Annotated in this window: 13 protein-coding genes; 10 read left to right on the forward strand and 3 right to left on the reverse strand. The window is 74.5% G+C overall.

What is annotated here, in order from left to right; genetic code table 11:
* Positions 1 to 76 precede the first annotated feature (76 nt).
* Entirely contained in the window at positions 77 to 697 is a 621-nt protein-coding gene (locus tag IO30_RS42540; protein ID WP_157853467.1) for a hypothetical protein, read from the reverse strand.
* 36 nt (positions 698 to 733) lie between these two features.
* Between IO30_RS42540 and IO30_RS0139825 the strand changes: the two genes are divergently transcribed.
* The 5 genes from IO30_RS0139825 to IO30_RS0139845 all read left to right on the forward strand — a co-directional run bounded on the left by IO30_RS0139825 (position 734) and on the right by IO30_RS0139845 (position 7,029).
* Entirely contained in the window at positions 734 to 2,131 is a 1,398-nt protein-coding gene (locus tag IO30_RS0139825; protein WP_078904955.1) for a hypothetical protein, read from the forward strand.
* Between the two features lie 120 nt (positions 2,132 to 2,251).
* A complete protein-coding gene (locus IO30_RS0139830; RefSeq protein WP_051859648.1) occupies positions 2,252 to 3,145 on the forward strand; it encodes a sulfurtransferase in 894 nt (297 codons plus the stop codon).
* 63 nt (positions 3,146 to 3,208) lie between these two features.
* Positions 3,209 to 3,967, forward strand: a complete 759-nt coding sequence (locus IO30_RS0139835) for a DUF4097 family beta strand repeat-containing protein (protein ID WP_031151591.1) — start codon at positions 3,209 to 3,211, stop codon at positions 3,965 to 3,967.
* A gap of 115 nt (positions 3,968 to 4,082) precedes the next feature.
* Entirely contained in the window at positions 4,083 to 6,479 is a 2,397-nt protein-coding gene (lon, locus tag IO30_RS0139840; RefSeq protein ID WP_031151593.1) for an endopeptidase La, read from the forward strand.
* Positions 6,480 to 6,582: 103 nt separating this feature from the next.
* Complete coding sequence (locus IO30_RS0139845; protein WP_037896572.1) at positions 6,583 to 7,029, forward strand: MarR family winged helix-turn-helix transcriptional regulator; 447 nt, start codon at positions 6,583 to 6,585, stop codon at positions 7,027 to 7,029.
* 69 nt (positions 7,030 to 7,098) lie between these two features.
* On the opposite strand, the gene IO30_RS0139850 is transcribed toward IO30_RS0139845, so the two are convergent.
* Complete coding sequence (locus IO30_RS0139850; protein ID WP_031151596.1) at positions 7,099 to 7,872, reverse strand: protein phosphatase 2C domain-containing protein; 774 nt, start codon at positions 7,870 to 7,872, stop codon at positions 7,099 to 7,101.
* Positions 7,873 to 8,260: 388 nt separating this feature from the next.
* Here IO30_RS0139850 and IO30_RS0139855 point away from each other — a divergent pair, with 388 nt between their 5' ends.
* Genes IO30_RS0139855 through IO30_RS0139875 form a run of 5 tightly spaced genes read left to right on the forward strand, consistent with a single transcriptional unit; the run spans position 8,261 to position 14,032 of the window.
* Positions 8,261 to 11,194 carry a sensor histidine kinase gene (locus IO30_RS0139855; protein ID WP_037896574.1) on the forward strand — a complete coding sequence of 978 codons (2,934 nt, stop codon included), beginning with the start codon at positions 8,261 to 8,263 and terminating at the stop codon, positions 11,192 to 11,194.
* Positions 11,191 to 11,691 (forward strand): roadblock/LC7 domain-containing protein, encoded by a 501-nt coding sequence (locus tag IO30_RS0139860; RefSeq protein ID WP_031151600.1) that lies wholly within the window; start codon positions 11,191 to 11,193, stop codon positions 11,689 to 11,691. Before IO30_RS0139855 ends, IO30_RS0139860 begins: the two co-directional genes overlap by 4 nt.
* Positions 11,688 to 12,077 (forward strand): DUF742 domain-containing protein, encoded by a 390-nt coding sequence (locus IO30_RS0139865; protein WP_031151601.1) that lies wholly within the window; start codon positions 11,688 to 11,690, stop codon positions 12,075 to 12,077. Before IO30_RS0139860 ends, IO30_RS0139865 begins: the two co-directional genes overlap by 4 nt.
* On the forward strand, positions 12,058 to 12,696 hold the full coding sequence (locus IO30_RS0139870; protein ID WP_031151603.1) for a GTP-binding protein: 639 nt from the start codon (positions 12,058 to 12,060) through the stop codon (positions 12,694 to 12,696). Before IO30_RS0139865 ends, IO30_RS0139870 begins: the two co-directional genes overlap by 20 nt.
* Positions 12,697 to 12,715: 19 nt before the next feature.
* Entirely contained in the window at positions 12,716 to 14,032 is a 1,317-nt protein-coding gene (locus IO30_RS0139875; protein ID WP_031151605.1) for a styrene monooxygenase/indole monooxygenase family protein, read from the forward strand.
* Here IO30_RS0139875 and IO30_RS0139880 read toward each other — a convergent pair.
* Entirely contained in the window at positions 13,927 to 15,156 is a 1,230-nt protein-coding gene (locus tag IO30_RS0139880) for a C40 family peptidase (protein WP_078904956.1), read from the reverse strand. The two genes, IO30_RS0139875 and IO30_RS0139880, sit on opposite strands and share 106 nt — an antisense overlap.
* Positions 15,157 to 15,404: the final 248 nt, after the last annotated feature.

Here is a 15,404-nt window from a genome sequence, read left to right on the forward strand (position 1 = left end):
GGCTATGCGGGGTTCGGACAGGGACGGGTTCGTCCGGGCTTGGAGGATGTGCCGGGTGACCGGATTTCTCCGGGCCCTACCCGGCCGTAAACGGAGGCAGAGCCTCCAGCACCTTGGTCAGAACCGGTGGCAAAGATTCCTGTGCCCCGGCCACTTCGTGGCCGCCGTGCACGAAGGCGAAGGAAAAACCGTCGAAGACCTTCGGGCCGCCCGTGGAGATCCTCGGGAGGCGGGAGAAATCCGCCTCCCGCAGGGCGGTGCGCAGCCGCGCGAGCCCGGCGTCCGACAGCTTCCCGGCCCCCTCCGGCTTCGCCAGCCGGTCCAGCCGGGTCCACGAGCCGTCGCCCTTCACCAGCAGCGTGTGGGTGTCGCCCGCGAAGCCGCCGCTGCGGGAGACCCGTACGAGGGTCTCGGCCGCGGAGGGCGTGCCGGCGGGCGTCGCGGGGGCGCCGGTCGCCTCCGGCGGGGCGGGGGTCGCGGGGCCGCTGGAGCCGCCGGGACCGGTCGTGCCGCTCGCGCCGGTGCCGCCGGGGCCGGAGCCCGGACCCGGACCCGCAGGCGTGCTCCCGCCCGGGGCCGGCTGCGGGGCCGGGGCCGACGCCGCAGGCGCGTCGTCACCACCCGTACCCGAGGCCCCGCACCCCGCCAGGACCACCGCGCTCAGCACCGTCGCCGCCACTGCTCGGAACGTGCGCACACCCACCTCCGCGGGTACGGGGACCGGACCCCGAGTATGGAGTGCCCGCACCCCGACGAACAGCACCCCGACGAACAGCACCCGGAGGACACCATCCGCCGCACCGCAGCCCGGCGCCTGCTGCCCCCGCTGCTCGCCGCCGCCCTCGGCCTGTGGGGGCTCACCCGCGGGGGCGCCATGTGGCGCGACGAGTCCGTCACCTGGCAGGTGGCCCACCGCCCGCTCGGCGGCCTGTGGGAACTCCTCGGCCAGGTCGACGCCGTCCACGGCCTGTACTACCTGCTCATGCACGGGGCGTTCCTCGCCTGGGACGGCGGCCTGTGGACCCTGCGGCTGCCCTCGGTCGCCGCCACCGCCCTCGCGGCCGCCGGGGTCGCAGCCGTCGCCCACCTCCTCGCGGGGGAGCGGGCCGCGCTGATCTCCGGCCTCGTCTACGCGGCGCTGCCGCCCGTGCAGATGTACGCCCAGGAGGGCCGCTCCTACGCCCTGGTCGCGGCGGCCGTCGTCTGGGCGACGTACCTGATGCTCTGCGAGCGCTGGACCGCGTACGCGGCCGTGCTGCTGCTCGGCTGCTGGCTGCACGAGTTCGCCGCCCTGGCCCTCCTCGCCCACGCATTCGCCGCCGGGCGCTCGCGCGGCTGGCGGTGGAGCGCCGCGGCCGTCGTGGCCCTGCTGCTGCCCCTGGCCCTGGTGAGCGCGCGGCAGGCCCCGCAGCAGCTCGGCTGGCTCGGGCGGCCCAGCTGGCAGGACTGGGCGGCCTACGGGGTCCTCGCGGCCACCTCGCTGCTGCTCGCCCGCGGGGCCGCGCCGGACCTCGTCCGTGTCGCCCTGCCGCTGGCCCTGCTGCCGCCCGGGCTGCTGATGGCGGTCTCGCTGGTGCACCCCTGGTACGTCGACCGGTACGTGCTCTACGCGCTCGCCGGGGCCGCCCTGCTCGCCGGGGCCCGGCTGGCTGCCGTACGGCCCTGGTGGCCATGGCTGCTCGCCGCGGCGCTGCTGGTGCCCTGCGCGTACTGGTCGGCCTGGCTGCGCACCCCGCAGAGCCGCAAGGACGACGTGCTCGCGGTGGCCGCCGCCGTCCGGGAACGGGCCCGGCCCGGGGACGCCGTGCTCTTCATGCCCTCCCGGCGCCGCGAGTGGCTCCTGTCCTCGCCCCCGGTCTACGAGGGCCTGCGCGACGTGGCCCTGGACCGCTCCCCGGCGGCTTCGCGCAGCCTCCAGGGCACCGAACTGCCTCCGGAGGCGATCCGGGCCGCGCTCGCCGCCTCGCCCCGGGTGATCGCCCTGCTGGACCCCGAGGGCCAGCCCCTGGACCCGTACCCCGCCGAGGAGGCCAAACGCGGCGCCCTGGCCACCGGCTTCGACCTCTGCTCGGTCACCCCGGTCCACGGCGCCCGCGTGGCGCTGTACGCCGCCCCGGGCACCTGCCCCTGACCGCACCCCGGGCCCCGGGCGGTGCGGGGCGGGGGGCAGGCCGCAGGATGGGGCGTCCCGCTTCGTCCGTCCGGTGGGCCGTCCCGACGGGGGTGGCGGCCGGGTACCAGGAGGTGCCGCATGACCACGTCCCAGAACTCCGCCCCCCGCGACCCGGGATCCGGCGGGGCCGGCGCCGGAGCCGCCGGGGTGCCCGGGGCCCTCGTCGGGGCAGACTGGCTCGCCGCGCGGCTCGGGGCGCCCGGGCTGGTGATCCTCGACGCCTCCGTCGGGGCCCACCGGGGCGCGGACCGGCGGATCCCTGGGGCCCGCCCGTTCGACCTCGACGGGGACCTGTCCGACCACGACGCCCCCGCCCCGCACACCATGCCCTCACCCGCCGCCTTCACCGAGGCGCTGCGGACCCTCGGCGTCCACGACACCGACACCGTCGTCGTCTACGACGGCGCGGGCATCTACTCCAGCGCCCGCGCCTGGTGGATGCTGCGGGCCATGGGCTTCGACCGGGCGGCCGTCCTCGACGGCGGCCTGCCCGCCTGGACCGCGGCCGGCCTGCCGGCCGAGAGCACCGGCCCGGCCTACGAGGGCCCGCGCGGCTCCTTCACCGCCCGCCCCCGCCCCGGGCTGCTCATCGGCAGTGCCGCCGTCGCCGCGGCCCTGGCCGACCCGTCCGCGGCCGTCCTGGACGCCCGGACCCGCGGGCGCTTCGCCGGGACCGCGCCCGAACCCCGCCCCGGCCTGCGCGGCGGCCACATGCCGGGCGCGGTGAACCTGCCGTTCGGCGAGCTCCAGGGGCCCGGCGGGCTGATGCGGCCCGCCGCCGAACTCCGCGCGGCCTTCGGTGCGGCGGCGGGGGACCGGCAGCAGCTCCGGTTCAGCTGCGGGTCCGGGGTGACGGCCTGCGTGCTCGCCCTCGGCGCCCACCTCGCCGGATACCGGGACCTGGCCGTGTACGACGGCTCCTGGAGCGAGTGGGGCATGCCCTCGGACCGGCCGGTGGCGACGGGGGGATAGCCCCACCACGGTTCGGGTACCGCCCCCATCGGCCGGGCGCCGCCGCTGCCCGAGGATCGGTCCATGAGCCCTCACGCCACGTCACATCGCCTCGCCCGCACGGCAGTCGCCGCCCTCGGCGCCGGGCTGCTCCTGTCCGGCTGCTCCCTCGTCGAAGGGGAGCAGCGGACGGCGGACGCCGACGCCACGGTCACCGAGGCCGTCACCGCGGTCGAGCTGACCGGGGCCCGGGCCGGCTCGATCGAGGTGGTCCCCGGGACCGGCCCCGGCGTCACGGTCCGCCGCACCGTCCACTACCGCGGCGACACCCGGCCGGCGCCGGGCCAGCAGGTCTCCGGCAGCGGCGTGCTGACCTTCACCGACGGCTGCTCCGGGACCTGCTTCGTCGACTACCGCCTGGAGGTGCCGGCCTCCGCCACCGTCCGCCTCGGCAACAGCAGCGGCCGGATCAGCGTCGCCGGGATCGCCGGCGCGGACCTGACCTCCGACTCCGGCCGCGTCAGCGCCGACCGGGTCGCGGGCCCGCTGAAGATCCGTACCTCCTCGGGCGGGATCACCGCCACCGGCCTGGCCGGACCGAGCGCCGACGTCCGCTCGGACTCGGGCGACGCCCGCCTGGACTTCGCGCGGACCCCGGCCTCCGTGGCCGCCGAGACCACCTCGGGGGACTTCACCCTGAAGGTCCCCGCCGCCGCCTACCGGGTCGCGGTCTCCACCACCTCCGGTTCCCGCGAGGTCTCCCTCCCCTCGGACCCCGCGGCCCCCTCCGCCCTCTCGGCGAGTACCACCTCCGGCGACGTCCGCATCTCCACGGCCGGATAGGGCGCCGGACGGCACCCGAGAGCTGTTCGCCCGGGGCGAACGGGTGTTGGGGAACACCAGGGGGCGCAGATGCATTGAGTCGGCATAGCTCAACTTCACTGCCGGAGGGAAGATCATGGCTTCGACGTCCGTAACGCTCACCCTGCCCGTGCTGCCGCTCGACGACGAGGTCGTGCTGCCCGGAATGGTCGTTCCCCTGGACCTGTCCGACTCCGAGGTACGGGGGGCCGTCGAGGCCGCCCAGGCGGCGGCCGGGACCGGGAAGCCCCGGGTCCTGCTCGTGCCGCGCATCGACGGCAAGTACGCGGGCACCGGCGTGCTCGGGACCGTCGAGCAGGTCGGCCGGCTCTCCGACGGGGACCCCGGCGCGCTCATCCGCGGCCGCGGCCGCATCCGCATCGGCGCCGGGACCACCGGCCCCGGCGCCGCGCTCTGGGTCGAGGGCGAGACCGTCGACGAGAGCGTCCCCGACCCGCTGCCCGGCGCGGTCGCCGAGCAGGTCAAGGAGTACAAGGCGCTCGCCACCAGCTGGCTCAAGAAGCGCGGGGCCTGGCAGGTCGTGGACCGCGTCCAGCAGATCGAAGGCGTCTCCGCCCTCGCCGACAACTCCGGCTACTCCCCCTTCCTGACGGTGGACCAGAAGGTCGAGCTGCTGGAGACCGCAGACGCCGTCACCCGCCTCGGACTCGCCATCAAGTGGCTCCGCAACCACCTCGCCGAACAGGACGTGGCCGAGTCCATCGCCAAGGACGTCCAGGACGGCGTCGACAAGCAGCAGCGCGAGTTCCTGCTCCGCCGCCAGCTGGAAGCCGTCCGCAAGGAACTGCGCGAGCTGAACGGAGAGAAGGACGGCGAGGAGTCCGACGACTACCGCGCCCGCGTCGAGGCCGCCGACCTCCCCGAGAAGGTGCGGGAGGCCGCCCTGAAGGAAGTCGAGAAGCTGGAGCGCTCCAGCGACCAGTCACCCGAGGGCTCCTGGATCCGCACCTGGCTCGACACCGTCCTGGAACTCCCCTGGAACGAACGCACCGAGGACGCGTACGACATCCGCGGCGCCCGGGCCGTCCTCGACGCCGAACACGCCGGCCTCAGCGACGTGAAGGACCGCATCACCGAGTACCTCGCCGTGCGCAAGCGGCGCTCCGAGCGCGGCATGGGCGTCATCGGCGGCCGCCGCGGCGGCGCGGTGCTCGCCCTCGTCGGCCCGCCCGGCGTCGGCAAGACCTCCCTCGGCGAATCGGTGGCCCACGCCATGGGCCGCAAGTTCGTCCGCGTCGCCCTCGGCGGCGTACGGGACGAGGCCGAGGTACGGGGACACCGGCGGACCTACGTCGGCGCCCTGCCCGGCCGCATCGTCCGCGCGATCAAGGAAGCCGGGTCGATGAACCCGGTGGTGCTCCTCGACGAGATCGACAAGGTGGGCTCCGACTTCCGCGGGGACCCGGCCGCCGCCCTGCTGGAGGTCCTCGACCCGGCCCAGAACCACACCTTCCGGGACCACTACCTGGAAGTGGAACTGGACCTGAGCGACGTCGTCTTCCTCGCCACCGCCAACGTCCTGGAGGCGATCCCCGAGGCGCTGGCCGACCGGATGGAGCTCGTCCGCCTCGACGGGTACACCGAGGACGAGAAGGTGGTCATCGCCCGGGACCACCTGCTCCCGCGCCAGCTGGAGCGCGCCGGACTCGGCGCCGACGAGGTGGTCCTCGAAGAGGACGCCCTGCGCAGGCTCGCCGGGGAGTACACCCGCGAAGCGGGCGTGCGCACCCTGGAACGCTCCCTCGCCCGGCTGCTGCGCAAGGTCGCCTCCCAGCACGAACTCGGCGAACGGGAACTGCCCTTCCGGATCGGCGCCGGAGACCTGCGGGAGCTCATCGGACGACCGCACCACGTCCCGGAAGCCGCCCAGGACCCGGCCGAGCGCCGCACCGCCGTACCCGGCGTGGCCACCGGCCTCGCCGTGACCGGCGCGGGCGGCGACGTCCTCTTCGTCGAGGCCTCGCTGGCCGACCCGGAGACGGGCGCGGCCGGCCTGACCCTCACCGGCCAGCTCGGCGACGTCATGAAGGAATCGGCGCAGATCGCCCTCAGCTTCCTGCGCTCCCACGGCGCGGAACTGGAACTGCCCGTCGCCGACCTCAAGGACCGGGGCGTGCACATCCACTTCCCGGCCGGAGCGGTCCCCAAGGACGGCCCCAGCGCGGGCATCACCATGACCACGGCCCTCGCCTCGCTGCTCTCCGGACGCCAGGTGCGCACCGACGTGGCCATGACCGGCGAGGTCTCCCTCACCGGACGGGTCCTGCCGATCGGCGGGGTCAAGCAGAAGCTGCTCGCCGCGCACCGGGCCGGACTCACCACGGTGATCATCCCCAAGCGCAACGAGGCCGACCTGGACGACGTCCCGGCCGAGGTCCTGGAAGGGCTGGAGGTGCACCCCGTGACCGATGTGCGCCAGGTCCTGGAACTCGCCCTCGACCGGGACCGCGCCCCCGTCACCGCCGCCGCCTGACCCGGCCCCCGTACGGCCCGGCGCCCCGCCCCGGCGGGGCCCCGGGCCGTGCGCGCGCCCGCTGCGAAATACTGGCGGCTCACACCACCGATGGGAGCGGGACGTGCACGGGAGCGAAGACCAGGAGTTCCTTGCCCTGGAGCGGGAGCTGTCCGTCTTCCTCCGGCGCGCACGCGCCTCGTCCGGGGAGATGGCCCGCGCCCTGCACCCCGAGCTGGAACCAGCGGCGTACGGACTCCTCACCCGCCTGGAGGCCGCCGGCCGCCAGCGGGCCACCGAGCTCGCCGCGTACTTCGGGGTCGGCAAGGCCACCATGAGCCGCCAGCTGCGCGCCCTGGAAGTGCTGGGCCTGGTGGCCCGCGAGCCTGACCCCGCGGACGGCAGGGCCTTCCTGATCGGCCTCACCGAGGAGGGCCGCGAGCGCTTCCTGCGCGTACGGGACGCCCGGCGCGAGCAGTACATGCGCAAACTCGCCGACTGGGACCGCGGCGAGGTGGCGGAACTGGCCCGCCTGCTGAACCAGCTCAACGCGGGCGCCGAGACCGAGTAGCCGCGACCGAGCAGCCGCGCCTCCTCCTGGCCCTGACCCTGCCCCTGGCCCGCCTCGCCCCCGGATGCGTCAGAGCTCCGCGTACACCGCCGACGCGTCGTCGTGGCGCTTGTACCGGCCCGGCGGGCGGGCCGGATCGGATTCGACGGCACGGACCCGCCCGATCAGCCCCTGCGCCCCCTCCTTGCGCAGCACCCCCATGCACTCCTGCCAGTCACCCTCCCCGAAGGTGTCCGTCCAGCGGCTCGCCCCGTCGGTGAGCGCCGCCACCGCCCGGACCCGCTCGCGCGGGGTGCGCCCCGTCACCGCCCGGGCCGCCACCGCCGGATCGGCGGCCGCGGTGAAGAAGCCGCCCTCCGCGTTGCGCAGGGCGTCCGTGGCCGCCACCGAACGCAGTACCTCCCGGGGCACCCGGTCCAGCCGGTCGTCGAGCACCGCACTCACCTCGCCCGCGGGCGCCTGGAGCAGCAGCACCGAGTCGGAGAGCACGAGGTGCTCCACGAAGGCCCCGTCCCAACGGACCACGACCACCGTCGCCTGCGGCGTGCGGACGTGAGAAAGGTCACACGTCCCGCGGTGTGCGTCGGCCGTGGCGCGGACCGACTCCGCCAGGATCCGGTCCAGCGACATGTCCCGCCGCGATCCGGACAGTTCGGTCAATCGGCCGCCGAGGCGCGCCACGAACCACGGCACCCCGTGCACGCAGCCGTCCTCACCGCGCGGCGGGGTGACCCCGTCCAAGGCGACGACGACGCCCCCGCCGCAGGCAGGCAGCGCCGCCGACACCCAATCCTCGTTGGGGCGTTCCGGGTCGCCGGGGGCGGACGCGAGATCGATGCGCATACCGGCATTCTGCCCGCAGGACCCGGCGCAGCACAGGAAGGTTCGTACCAAAGCGGGCCGGACGGGACCGGCCCCTGCCCGCCCGCGGGCACCCGTCCACCGGGCCCCGGCGCGCGATGTGGGCGGGCATCCTGCCAAAGCCCGCAGGGATCTTTCAACCACCCGTCCACGGACGCGCTCTGGCACGGGGTGTCCGAGTTGGATGCCAACTCATCCGTGATGTTCACTCGTTCGAGTGGCCGGGTGGGCGTTGTGCGGCTCTCTACCCATCACACTGCAAAGGTCTGAGGCGGTACGAGGGGGCAGGGAGCGTTTACTTGTTGACCGGCCGTTACCTCGGCCACACGAGTAGACGAGCACGAGCACACGTACAGGATTGCGAGCACCGGTGCAGAAGAAGCGGTCTCGGAAGAACGGCACCGCCACCGACGGCCCGGCCCCCGCAGGACGCCGCGTCCGCGTGCGCCGCAGGCTGGTCATTGGCGTAGCCGTCGCCGGCCTCACCGTCCTCGCGGCCGGCGCACCCGCCGTCGTCACCGCATCGACGGAACTCAACGACTCCCAGAGCCTGGTCACCCTCGCGGAACAGACCCGGCAGACCCTCACCCTCGCGCACCTCCTCGGCGACGAGCGCGACGCCGTCATCGAGTACGTCGCCAAGGGCCGCCTCGGCTCCGGCAAGGGCGCCGTCCAGGAACGCGCCACCCGCACCGACCGGCAGCTCGCCGAGGTCCGGGCCGAGGCCGACGAGGAACTCGCCCGCGCCCTGGGCCGCGTCCAGGCCGTGCGCACCGAGGCCGTCGACGGCAAGGGCAGCTCCCTCGCCGCCCACCAGGCCTACGCCGGCGTCATCGCCGAACTCCTCGCCCCCGGCGACCGGCTCACCGAACTGACCCCGCCGCGCGCCGAGGCCGCCCTGGCCACCGTCCGCCCGCTGGCCCCGCTGGGCCAGGCCGTGGAACAGGCCTCGGCCACCCGCGGACTGCTGCTCGCCGCGCTGGCCGTCCCCCGCGGCGAGCAGCCCCCCAACTCGGCCGTGGTGGACGAACTCACCACCGCCGCCCAGCGGGCCCGCGTACGGGAACAGGCCGCCCTGGAGGACTTCGCCCGGGTCGCCCGCCCCGACGTCCGCCAGACCCTCGCCGCCACCGTCACCGGACCCGAGGTCAAGGCCGCCGACGACCACCTCAAGCGGCTCACCGAACGGCCCACCCTGACCGCGGCCGAACGCAGGACGGACAGCGCCGCCGTCGGCGCAGCGCTCACCGCCCGCATCGACCGCATGCGGTCCGTGGAATCCACCCTGGCCGGACAGCGGGCCACCGCCCTCGCCGGCCTGCGCGACGACGACGTCACCCGGCTGGAGACCATGGTCGCCCTGCTGGGCGTGCTCTTCCTCGTCACCGTCGGCGTCACGACCGCCGTGGCGCGCTCCCTGACGCGCCCGCTGTCGGTGCTGCGCCGGGGCGCGGAACGGCTGGCCACGCCGGAGGGCTCGGTGGAGCCGGTGCGCTTCACCGGCCGCAACGACGAGTTCGCCGAGGTCGTCCGCCACCTGAACGCCGTACGCGACCAGACGGTCTCCCTGCACACCCGGATCGCCGGGCTCGACGCCGACCGCCGCCGGCTCATCGGCCGCAACGAAGCGCTGACGTCGAGCCGGGAAGTGCTGGAGGAGGAACTCACCAAGCTCCGGGCCGGCCTGGAGGAACACCGCCGGGTCATGTCGACCACCTCCGTGTCGCTCTCCCTGCGGACCCTCGGCCTCGTCGAGCGCCAGCTCGCGGTCATCGAGGAACTGGAGTCCAAGGAGCAGGACCCGGACCGGCTGGCGACCCTGTTCAAGCTGGACCACCTGGCGACCGTGATGCGCCGCCACAACGAGAACCTGCTGGTCCTCGCCGGCCAGGAACACGGCCACGGCCAGGGACTCCCGGTCCCGCTGGTCGACGTCATGCGGGCCGCCGTCAGCGAGATCGAGCGCTACGAACGCGTCGACCTCGCGGAGCTGCCCTCGTACACCCAGGTCGCGGGACACGCCGCCGACGACATCTCGCACGTCCTCGCCGAACTGCTGGAGAACGCGACGACCTTCTCCCCGCCGGACGCCAAGGTCAAGGTGTCCGGACGGCTGCTGGACTCCGGCGACGTGGTGCTGTCCGTCGTGGACGTGGGCATCGGGGTCACCGAGGACCGGCTGGAATCGCTGAACCTCCGGCTGTCCACGCCCGAGGCGTACGACGAGGAACCCGAGGCGGAACACGGCCTGGGCCTCGGCCTGTACGTGGCCGGACGGCTCGCCGCCCGGCACGGCGTCACCGCGGAGCTGCGCGCCCCGCGCGACGGCGGGACCGAGGCCCTCGTGGTCGTCCCCGCCGCGCTCCTGCCGACCACCCCGCCGGTGTCCCCGGTGCATGCCCTGGCCACGCCGGGCGCGCCCGCGCTGCGGCTGCCGGGTGTGGTCGCCGAGGCGAACGAGCACGTCCTGCCGAGCCGCGCCCGCGGAGCCGAGGCGCACCACCAGCAGGCGGAGCCCGGCGCGGAGCAGCAGGTGGAGCCGGCCGAGCCGACTGCGCCGGCGGAGCAGGCCGAGGCGCCGGTGCCGGAGCCCGCCCGGGAGCCCGTACCGGACCAGCTCCAGGAGTCGGCCCAGGACCAGCTTCAGGACCAGCTCCAGGACCAGCCCCAGGACCAGCCCCAGGACCAGCTCCCGGAGCCCGAGCCCGCTGCCGCCGAGGAACTCCTGGCCCGGGTCGTCGCCGAGGCGGACGCGGAGGCCTTCGCCGAAGCCGTGGTCTTCGCCGACCCGCAGGACGGGCCGCTGCCGCCCGCCGAGCAGGTCTTCACCGTCCCGGCCCCGGCCCCGCCCGCCGAGACCGCAGCCGGGCCCGAGCCGGACCCGGAGCCCGAGCCGGACCCGCACCGCCACACCGCCGACGAAGGCAACTGGCTGCCCCGCCAGGGCAGCCACCCCGCCGACCCCGCCGAGCACACCCCGGACACCCCGGACACCCCGGCCGGCACCTCCGCTCCGGCCGACTCCGCCGTCACCGACAAGGGCCTGCCGAAGCGGACCCCGCGCACCGTGGCCGCCGGCCGCCCGGACGACGTACGCCCCGAGCCCGCGCGCAAGGTCGACGCCGATGAACTGCGGCGCCGCCTCGGCGGGTTCTACCAGGGCGCCCAGGACGGGCGGCGCGTCGTCGCCGCCGAGCTCGCACAGGACCAGGACGGCATACACGGCCGCGACCAGGACGACGCGCAGGACCGGGGGCAAGGGCAGACCGACCGGGGGGACACCGCACAGGAGGCACGCACATGACCGCGCCCAGTACGTACGGACTGAGCACCCAGGCCCGCAACCTGCAGTGGCTGCTCACCGACCTGGTCGAGGAGGTGCCCGGCGTCAACTCCGTCGCCGTCGTCTCCTCCGACGGACTGCTGCTGCTGTCCTCGGAACCAGCCGGAGCGGCCGGAGCGGCAGGACCGGCGGGCCCCGCCGAGAGCCCGCGCCCCAAGGGCCCGCGCGGAGCCTCGGCCGACCTCGCCACCATCGTCTCCGGCCTCGGCAGCCTCACTACCGGCGCCGCGGCCCTCATGGACGGCGGATCCGTCAAGCAGACCATGGTGGCCATGGAGCACGGCTCCGTCTTCGTCATGGCCATCAGCGACGGCTCCCTGCTCGGGGTGCACGCCACCCCGGACTGCGACATGAGCGTCGTCGCCTACCACATGGCCCTGTTCGTCGGCCGCGCCGGCCACGTCCTGACCCCCGAAGTCCGCAGTGAGCTGCGCCAGTCGATGGAGAACACCCCGTGAGGAGTCCGGCCTCCGACCGGCTGCCGATACGCGGCGCCGACCGCCGCCCCGCCCGCGTCCGCCCCTACTCCCTCACGGGAGGCCGCACCCGCTTCACGCAGGTCCTGCTGGTGGAGACCTTCGTCGCCGCCCTGGACAGCAAGGCTTCCGAGCCTCAGAAGCCCGACCCCACGCCCGAGATGCCCGCCATCGTCGAGATATGCCGCCGCATGCGCACGATCGCCGAGATCGCCGCGCTGCTGAAGCTGCCGCTCGGCGTGGTCCGCGTCCTGGTCAGCGACCTCGCGGACCAGGGAAGGATCCGCGTCTACGGGACCGGGCACGGCACCGGCCGCCCCGAACGCGCGCTGCTCGAAAGGGTGCTCAGTGGCCTTCGCCGTCTCTGACCGGCCGGTTCCGCCGGTGACGTCGGGGCCGGACGACGAGCCCGTCCAGCCCTGGCAGTACGACCGCTCCCGCGCTCCCGTGGCCGTCAAGGTCCTGGTCGCCGGCGGCTTCGGCGTGGGCAAGACCACCTTCGTCTCCTCCGTCTCCGAGATCACCCCGCTGCGCACCGAAGCGGTGATGACCCAGGCCGCGGCCCCGACCGACGACCTGACCGGCACCCCGGACAAGAACACCACCACCGTCGCGATGGACTTCGGCCGCGTCACCCTCGACGACGACCTCGTCCTCTACGTGTACGGGACCCCGGGCCAGGAGCGGTTCTGGTTCATGTGGGACGACCTGGTGCGCGGGGCCATCGGCGGCATCGTCCTGGCCGACACCCGCCGGCTGCGCGACTGCTTCCCGGCGCTCGACTACTTCGAGAGCTGCGGACTTCCTTACGCCGTCGCCGTCAACCACTTCGAGGGCTCGCGCTCGTACGAGCCCGAGGACGTGCGCGAGGCGCTCACGATCCCGCCCGGCGTACCCGTTGTGATCATGGACGCGCGCAGCCGTGTCACCGTCGTGGAATCCCTGCTGACCCTGGTGGGACACGCACTCGACACCACCCCCGAATAGACCGAATCGAGAACGTGCCATGCGCAAGATACTCGTCGTGGGGGCCGGCCAGTCCGGTCTCCAGCTCGCCCTCGGACTCCAGTCGAAGGGGTACGAGGTCACCCTCATGTCCAACCGGACGGCGGACGAGATCCGTACCGGGCGGGTCATGTCCACGCAGTGCATGTTCGACACGGCCCTCCAGCACGAGCGCGACCTCCAGATCAACTTCTGGGAGCAGCAGGCCCCGAAGATCGAGGGCCTCGGCGTCTCCGTCGCCGGCCCCGACAGCACGCGCGTCATCGACTGGCTCGGCCGGCTCAAGGGGTACGCCCAGTCCGTGGACCAGCGGGTCAAGATGGCCGGCTGGCTCGACGCCTTCGTGCAGCGCGGCGGACAGCTCGTCATCCACGGCGCCTCCGTCGCCGACCTCGACTTCTTCTCCCGCACGTACGACCTGACGCTGGTCGCCGCGGGCAAGGGCGAGCTGGTGTCGATGTTCGGCCGGGACGCGGCCCGTTCCCCCTACGACGCCCCGCAGCGCGCCCTCGCCGTGTCGTACGTGCACGGCCTCGGCCCCCGCCCGGAGCACCCCGGCACCGAAGCGGTCCGCTGCAACCTGGTGCCGGGGGTCGGCGAACTCTTCGTCATGCCGACCCTCACCACCTCCGGCCGCGCGGACATCCTCTTCTGGGAAGGCATCCCGGGCGGCCCGCTGGACGCCTTCACGGGCGTCAAGGACCCGGCGGAACACCTGGCGCTCACGCTGGAGCTGATGGAGAAGTTCACGCCCTGGGAGTACGCGCGCGCCACGAAGGTGGACCTGACGGACGCCGGAGCCACCCTGGCAGGGCGCTACGCCCCGGTGGTCCGCAACCCGATCGGCCGCCTCCCGGGCGGGGGGATCGTGCTCGGCGTCGCGGACGTCGTCGTCGCCAACGACCCGATCACCGGGCAGGGCTCGAACTCCGCCGCCAAGTGCGCGGCCTCGTACCTGTCGTCGATCCTGATGCACGGGGACAAGCCGTTCGACGAGTCGTGGATGAAGGCGACCTTCGACAAGTACTGGTTCACCACGGGCAAGCCGGTCACCCAGTGGACCAACGCCATGCTGGGCGTCCCGCCCGAGCACGTGCTGAACCTGATCGGCGCGGCCGGGCAGCTCCAGCCGGTGGCGGATCGATTCGCCAACGGCTTCGACAACCCGGCCGACTTCGAAGCGTACTTCTACGACCCCGAGGACACCGCGGACTACCTGGCGGAGGTGGCCGCTGCCGCGTCCTCCGCAGCAGCCCCGGCACCCGACGCGGACTCCCCGTCCGATTCCCCGTCCGTCGGAGCCTCCTCGGCCGAATAGCCCGCATCGTCCCCCGCCGAAGCCCCCTCGGGCAGCGGCGGGGGCACGAAGTGGTCGAGCGGGGCCCCGTCCGGATCCGGGCGCACCGCCCCGAGCAGCGGATTGGCCGCGATGGGCGACACCTTGACCCGCGCCCCGGGGCGCGGCGCCTGGATCACCTTGCCGCCGCCGACGTACAGGCCCACGTGGGTGGCCTTCGGGAAGTAGACCACCAGGTCACCGGGCCGCAACCGGTCGAGCGGCACCTTCGGCAACTGCGCCCACTGCTCCTGGCTGGTCCGCGGAATGGTCCGCCCCGCGCGCGCCCAGGCCTGCGAGGTGAGCCCCGAGCAGTCGAAGGACCCCGGCCCCTCGGCGCCCCAGACGTACGGCTTGCCGATCTGGGCCGCCGCGTACGTCAGCGCCACGCCCCCGGCGGCCGTCGGCGTACGGGCCGCAGCGACGCCGGGGCTCCCGAGCCGGCCCGAGTCCACCAGCTTCCGCTGCGCGGCCGCCGTCTCGGCGGCCTCCCGCGCGTCCAACTGCGTGAGCTGTGCGGGAGTCAGCGAAGCCAGCGTCCGCTCCACCTCCCGCAACTGCGAGGCCACCTCGTCCTTGTGCCGCTTGCGCTCCGCAGCCAGGGTCTGTTCGGCGTCCAGGGCCTTGCGGGCCTGCCCGGCGAGGGCGCCCGCCTCCCGCTCGCCCCGCGCGAGCCGCTCCAGCACCCCGGCCCGCCGCGCGCCCTCACGGGTGAGGAGCCGACGCTGGTCGAGGGCGACCCGGGGGTCCCCGGCGAGCAGCATCCGCGCGTAGGGGGACAGGCCCCGGGAGCCCTGGTACTGCTCCCGCGCCAGCCGCCCGGCGGCGGCCTTTTCGGAGCCGAGGGCGGTACGGACCTTCCCGAGCTCGGTGAGCAGCCGCCGCTCCTCACCCAGCCGGGTTCCCAGCGCGGCCTCGGTGGCGTTGTAGGCCTCGGTCGCTTCCTCGGCCTTCTGGTACAGCCCCTGCAGACGGGTCAGCAGCGCCCCGACGGACTCACCCGGCCCCGTGGGCTCGGCGTGGGCACCGGGGACCGGCCCGGCCGTGACGAGCGCGGGCACGAGCACTGCGGCGATGCAGACGGCGCGAAGCGGCCGACGTGACATGGGGTCACCTCCGAGGGCCCGATGCTGCCACGCCCGGTATGACAAATCCCCCACCCGAGTCGGCCAGCCGCCGGAACTCCCCCGTGTGGCGGGGGTGGGGGAGGGGCGGGGCTGAGGGTGGCTTCGGGGGCCTGTTACCCCTTGGCCTGATCAGGGATGTCTTGGGGGATTCCCGTCAGTCCCAGGGTCCTTCCGTGCCGGGCCGGGCCCTCAAGGGCGCTCCCTGCGGTCGCGTCGCTTCGCGATGG

Source organism: Streptomyces xanthophaeus (genome assembly GCF_000725805.1).
Lineage (GTDB): Bacteria > Actinomycetota > Actinomycetes > Streptomycetales > Streptomycetaceae > Streptomyces > Streptomyces xanthophaeus.

Excerpts from the sequence above, each read along its gene's own strand:
- IO30_RS0139835 (WP_031151591.1), top strand. The coding sequence starts at position 3,209 with ATGAGCCCTCACGCCACGTCACATCGCCTCGCCCGCACGGCAGTCGCC.
- IO30_RS0139860 (WP_031151600.1), top strand. The coding sequence starts at position 11,191 with ATGACCGCGCCCAGTACGTACGGACTGAGCACCCAGGCCCGCAACCTG.
- IO30_RS0139850 (WP_031151596.1), bottom strand. The coding sequence starts at position 7,872 with ATGCGCATCGATCTCGCGTCCGCCCCCGGCGACCCGGAACGCCCCAAC.
- IO30_RS0139830 (WP_051859648.1), top strand. The coding sequence starts at position 2,252 with ATGACCACGTCCCAGAACTCCGCCCCCCGCGACCCGGGATCCGGCGGG.
- IO30_RS0139875 (WP_031151605.1), top strand. The coding sequence starts at position 12,716 with ATGCGCAAGATACTCGTCGTGGGGGCCGGCCAGTCCGGTCTCCAGCTC.
- IO30_RS0139880 (WP_078904956.1), bottom strand. The coding sequence starts at position 15,156 with ATGTCACGTCGGCCGCTTCGCGCCGTCTGCATCGCCGCAGTGCTCGTG.
- IO30_RS0139825 (WP_078904955.1), top strand. The coding sequence starts at position 734 with ATGGAGTGCCCGCACCCCGACGAACAGCACCCCGACGAACAGCACCCG.
- lon (WP_031151593.1), top strand. The coding sequence starts at position 4,083 with ATGGCTTCGACGTCCGTAACGCTCACCCTGCCCGTGCTGCCGCTCGAC.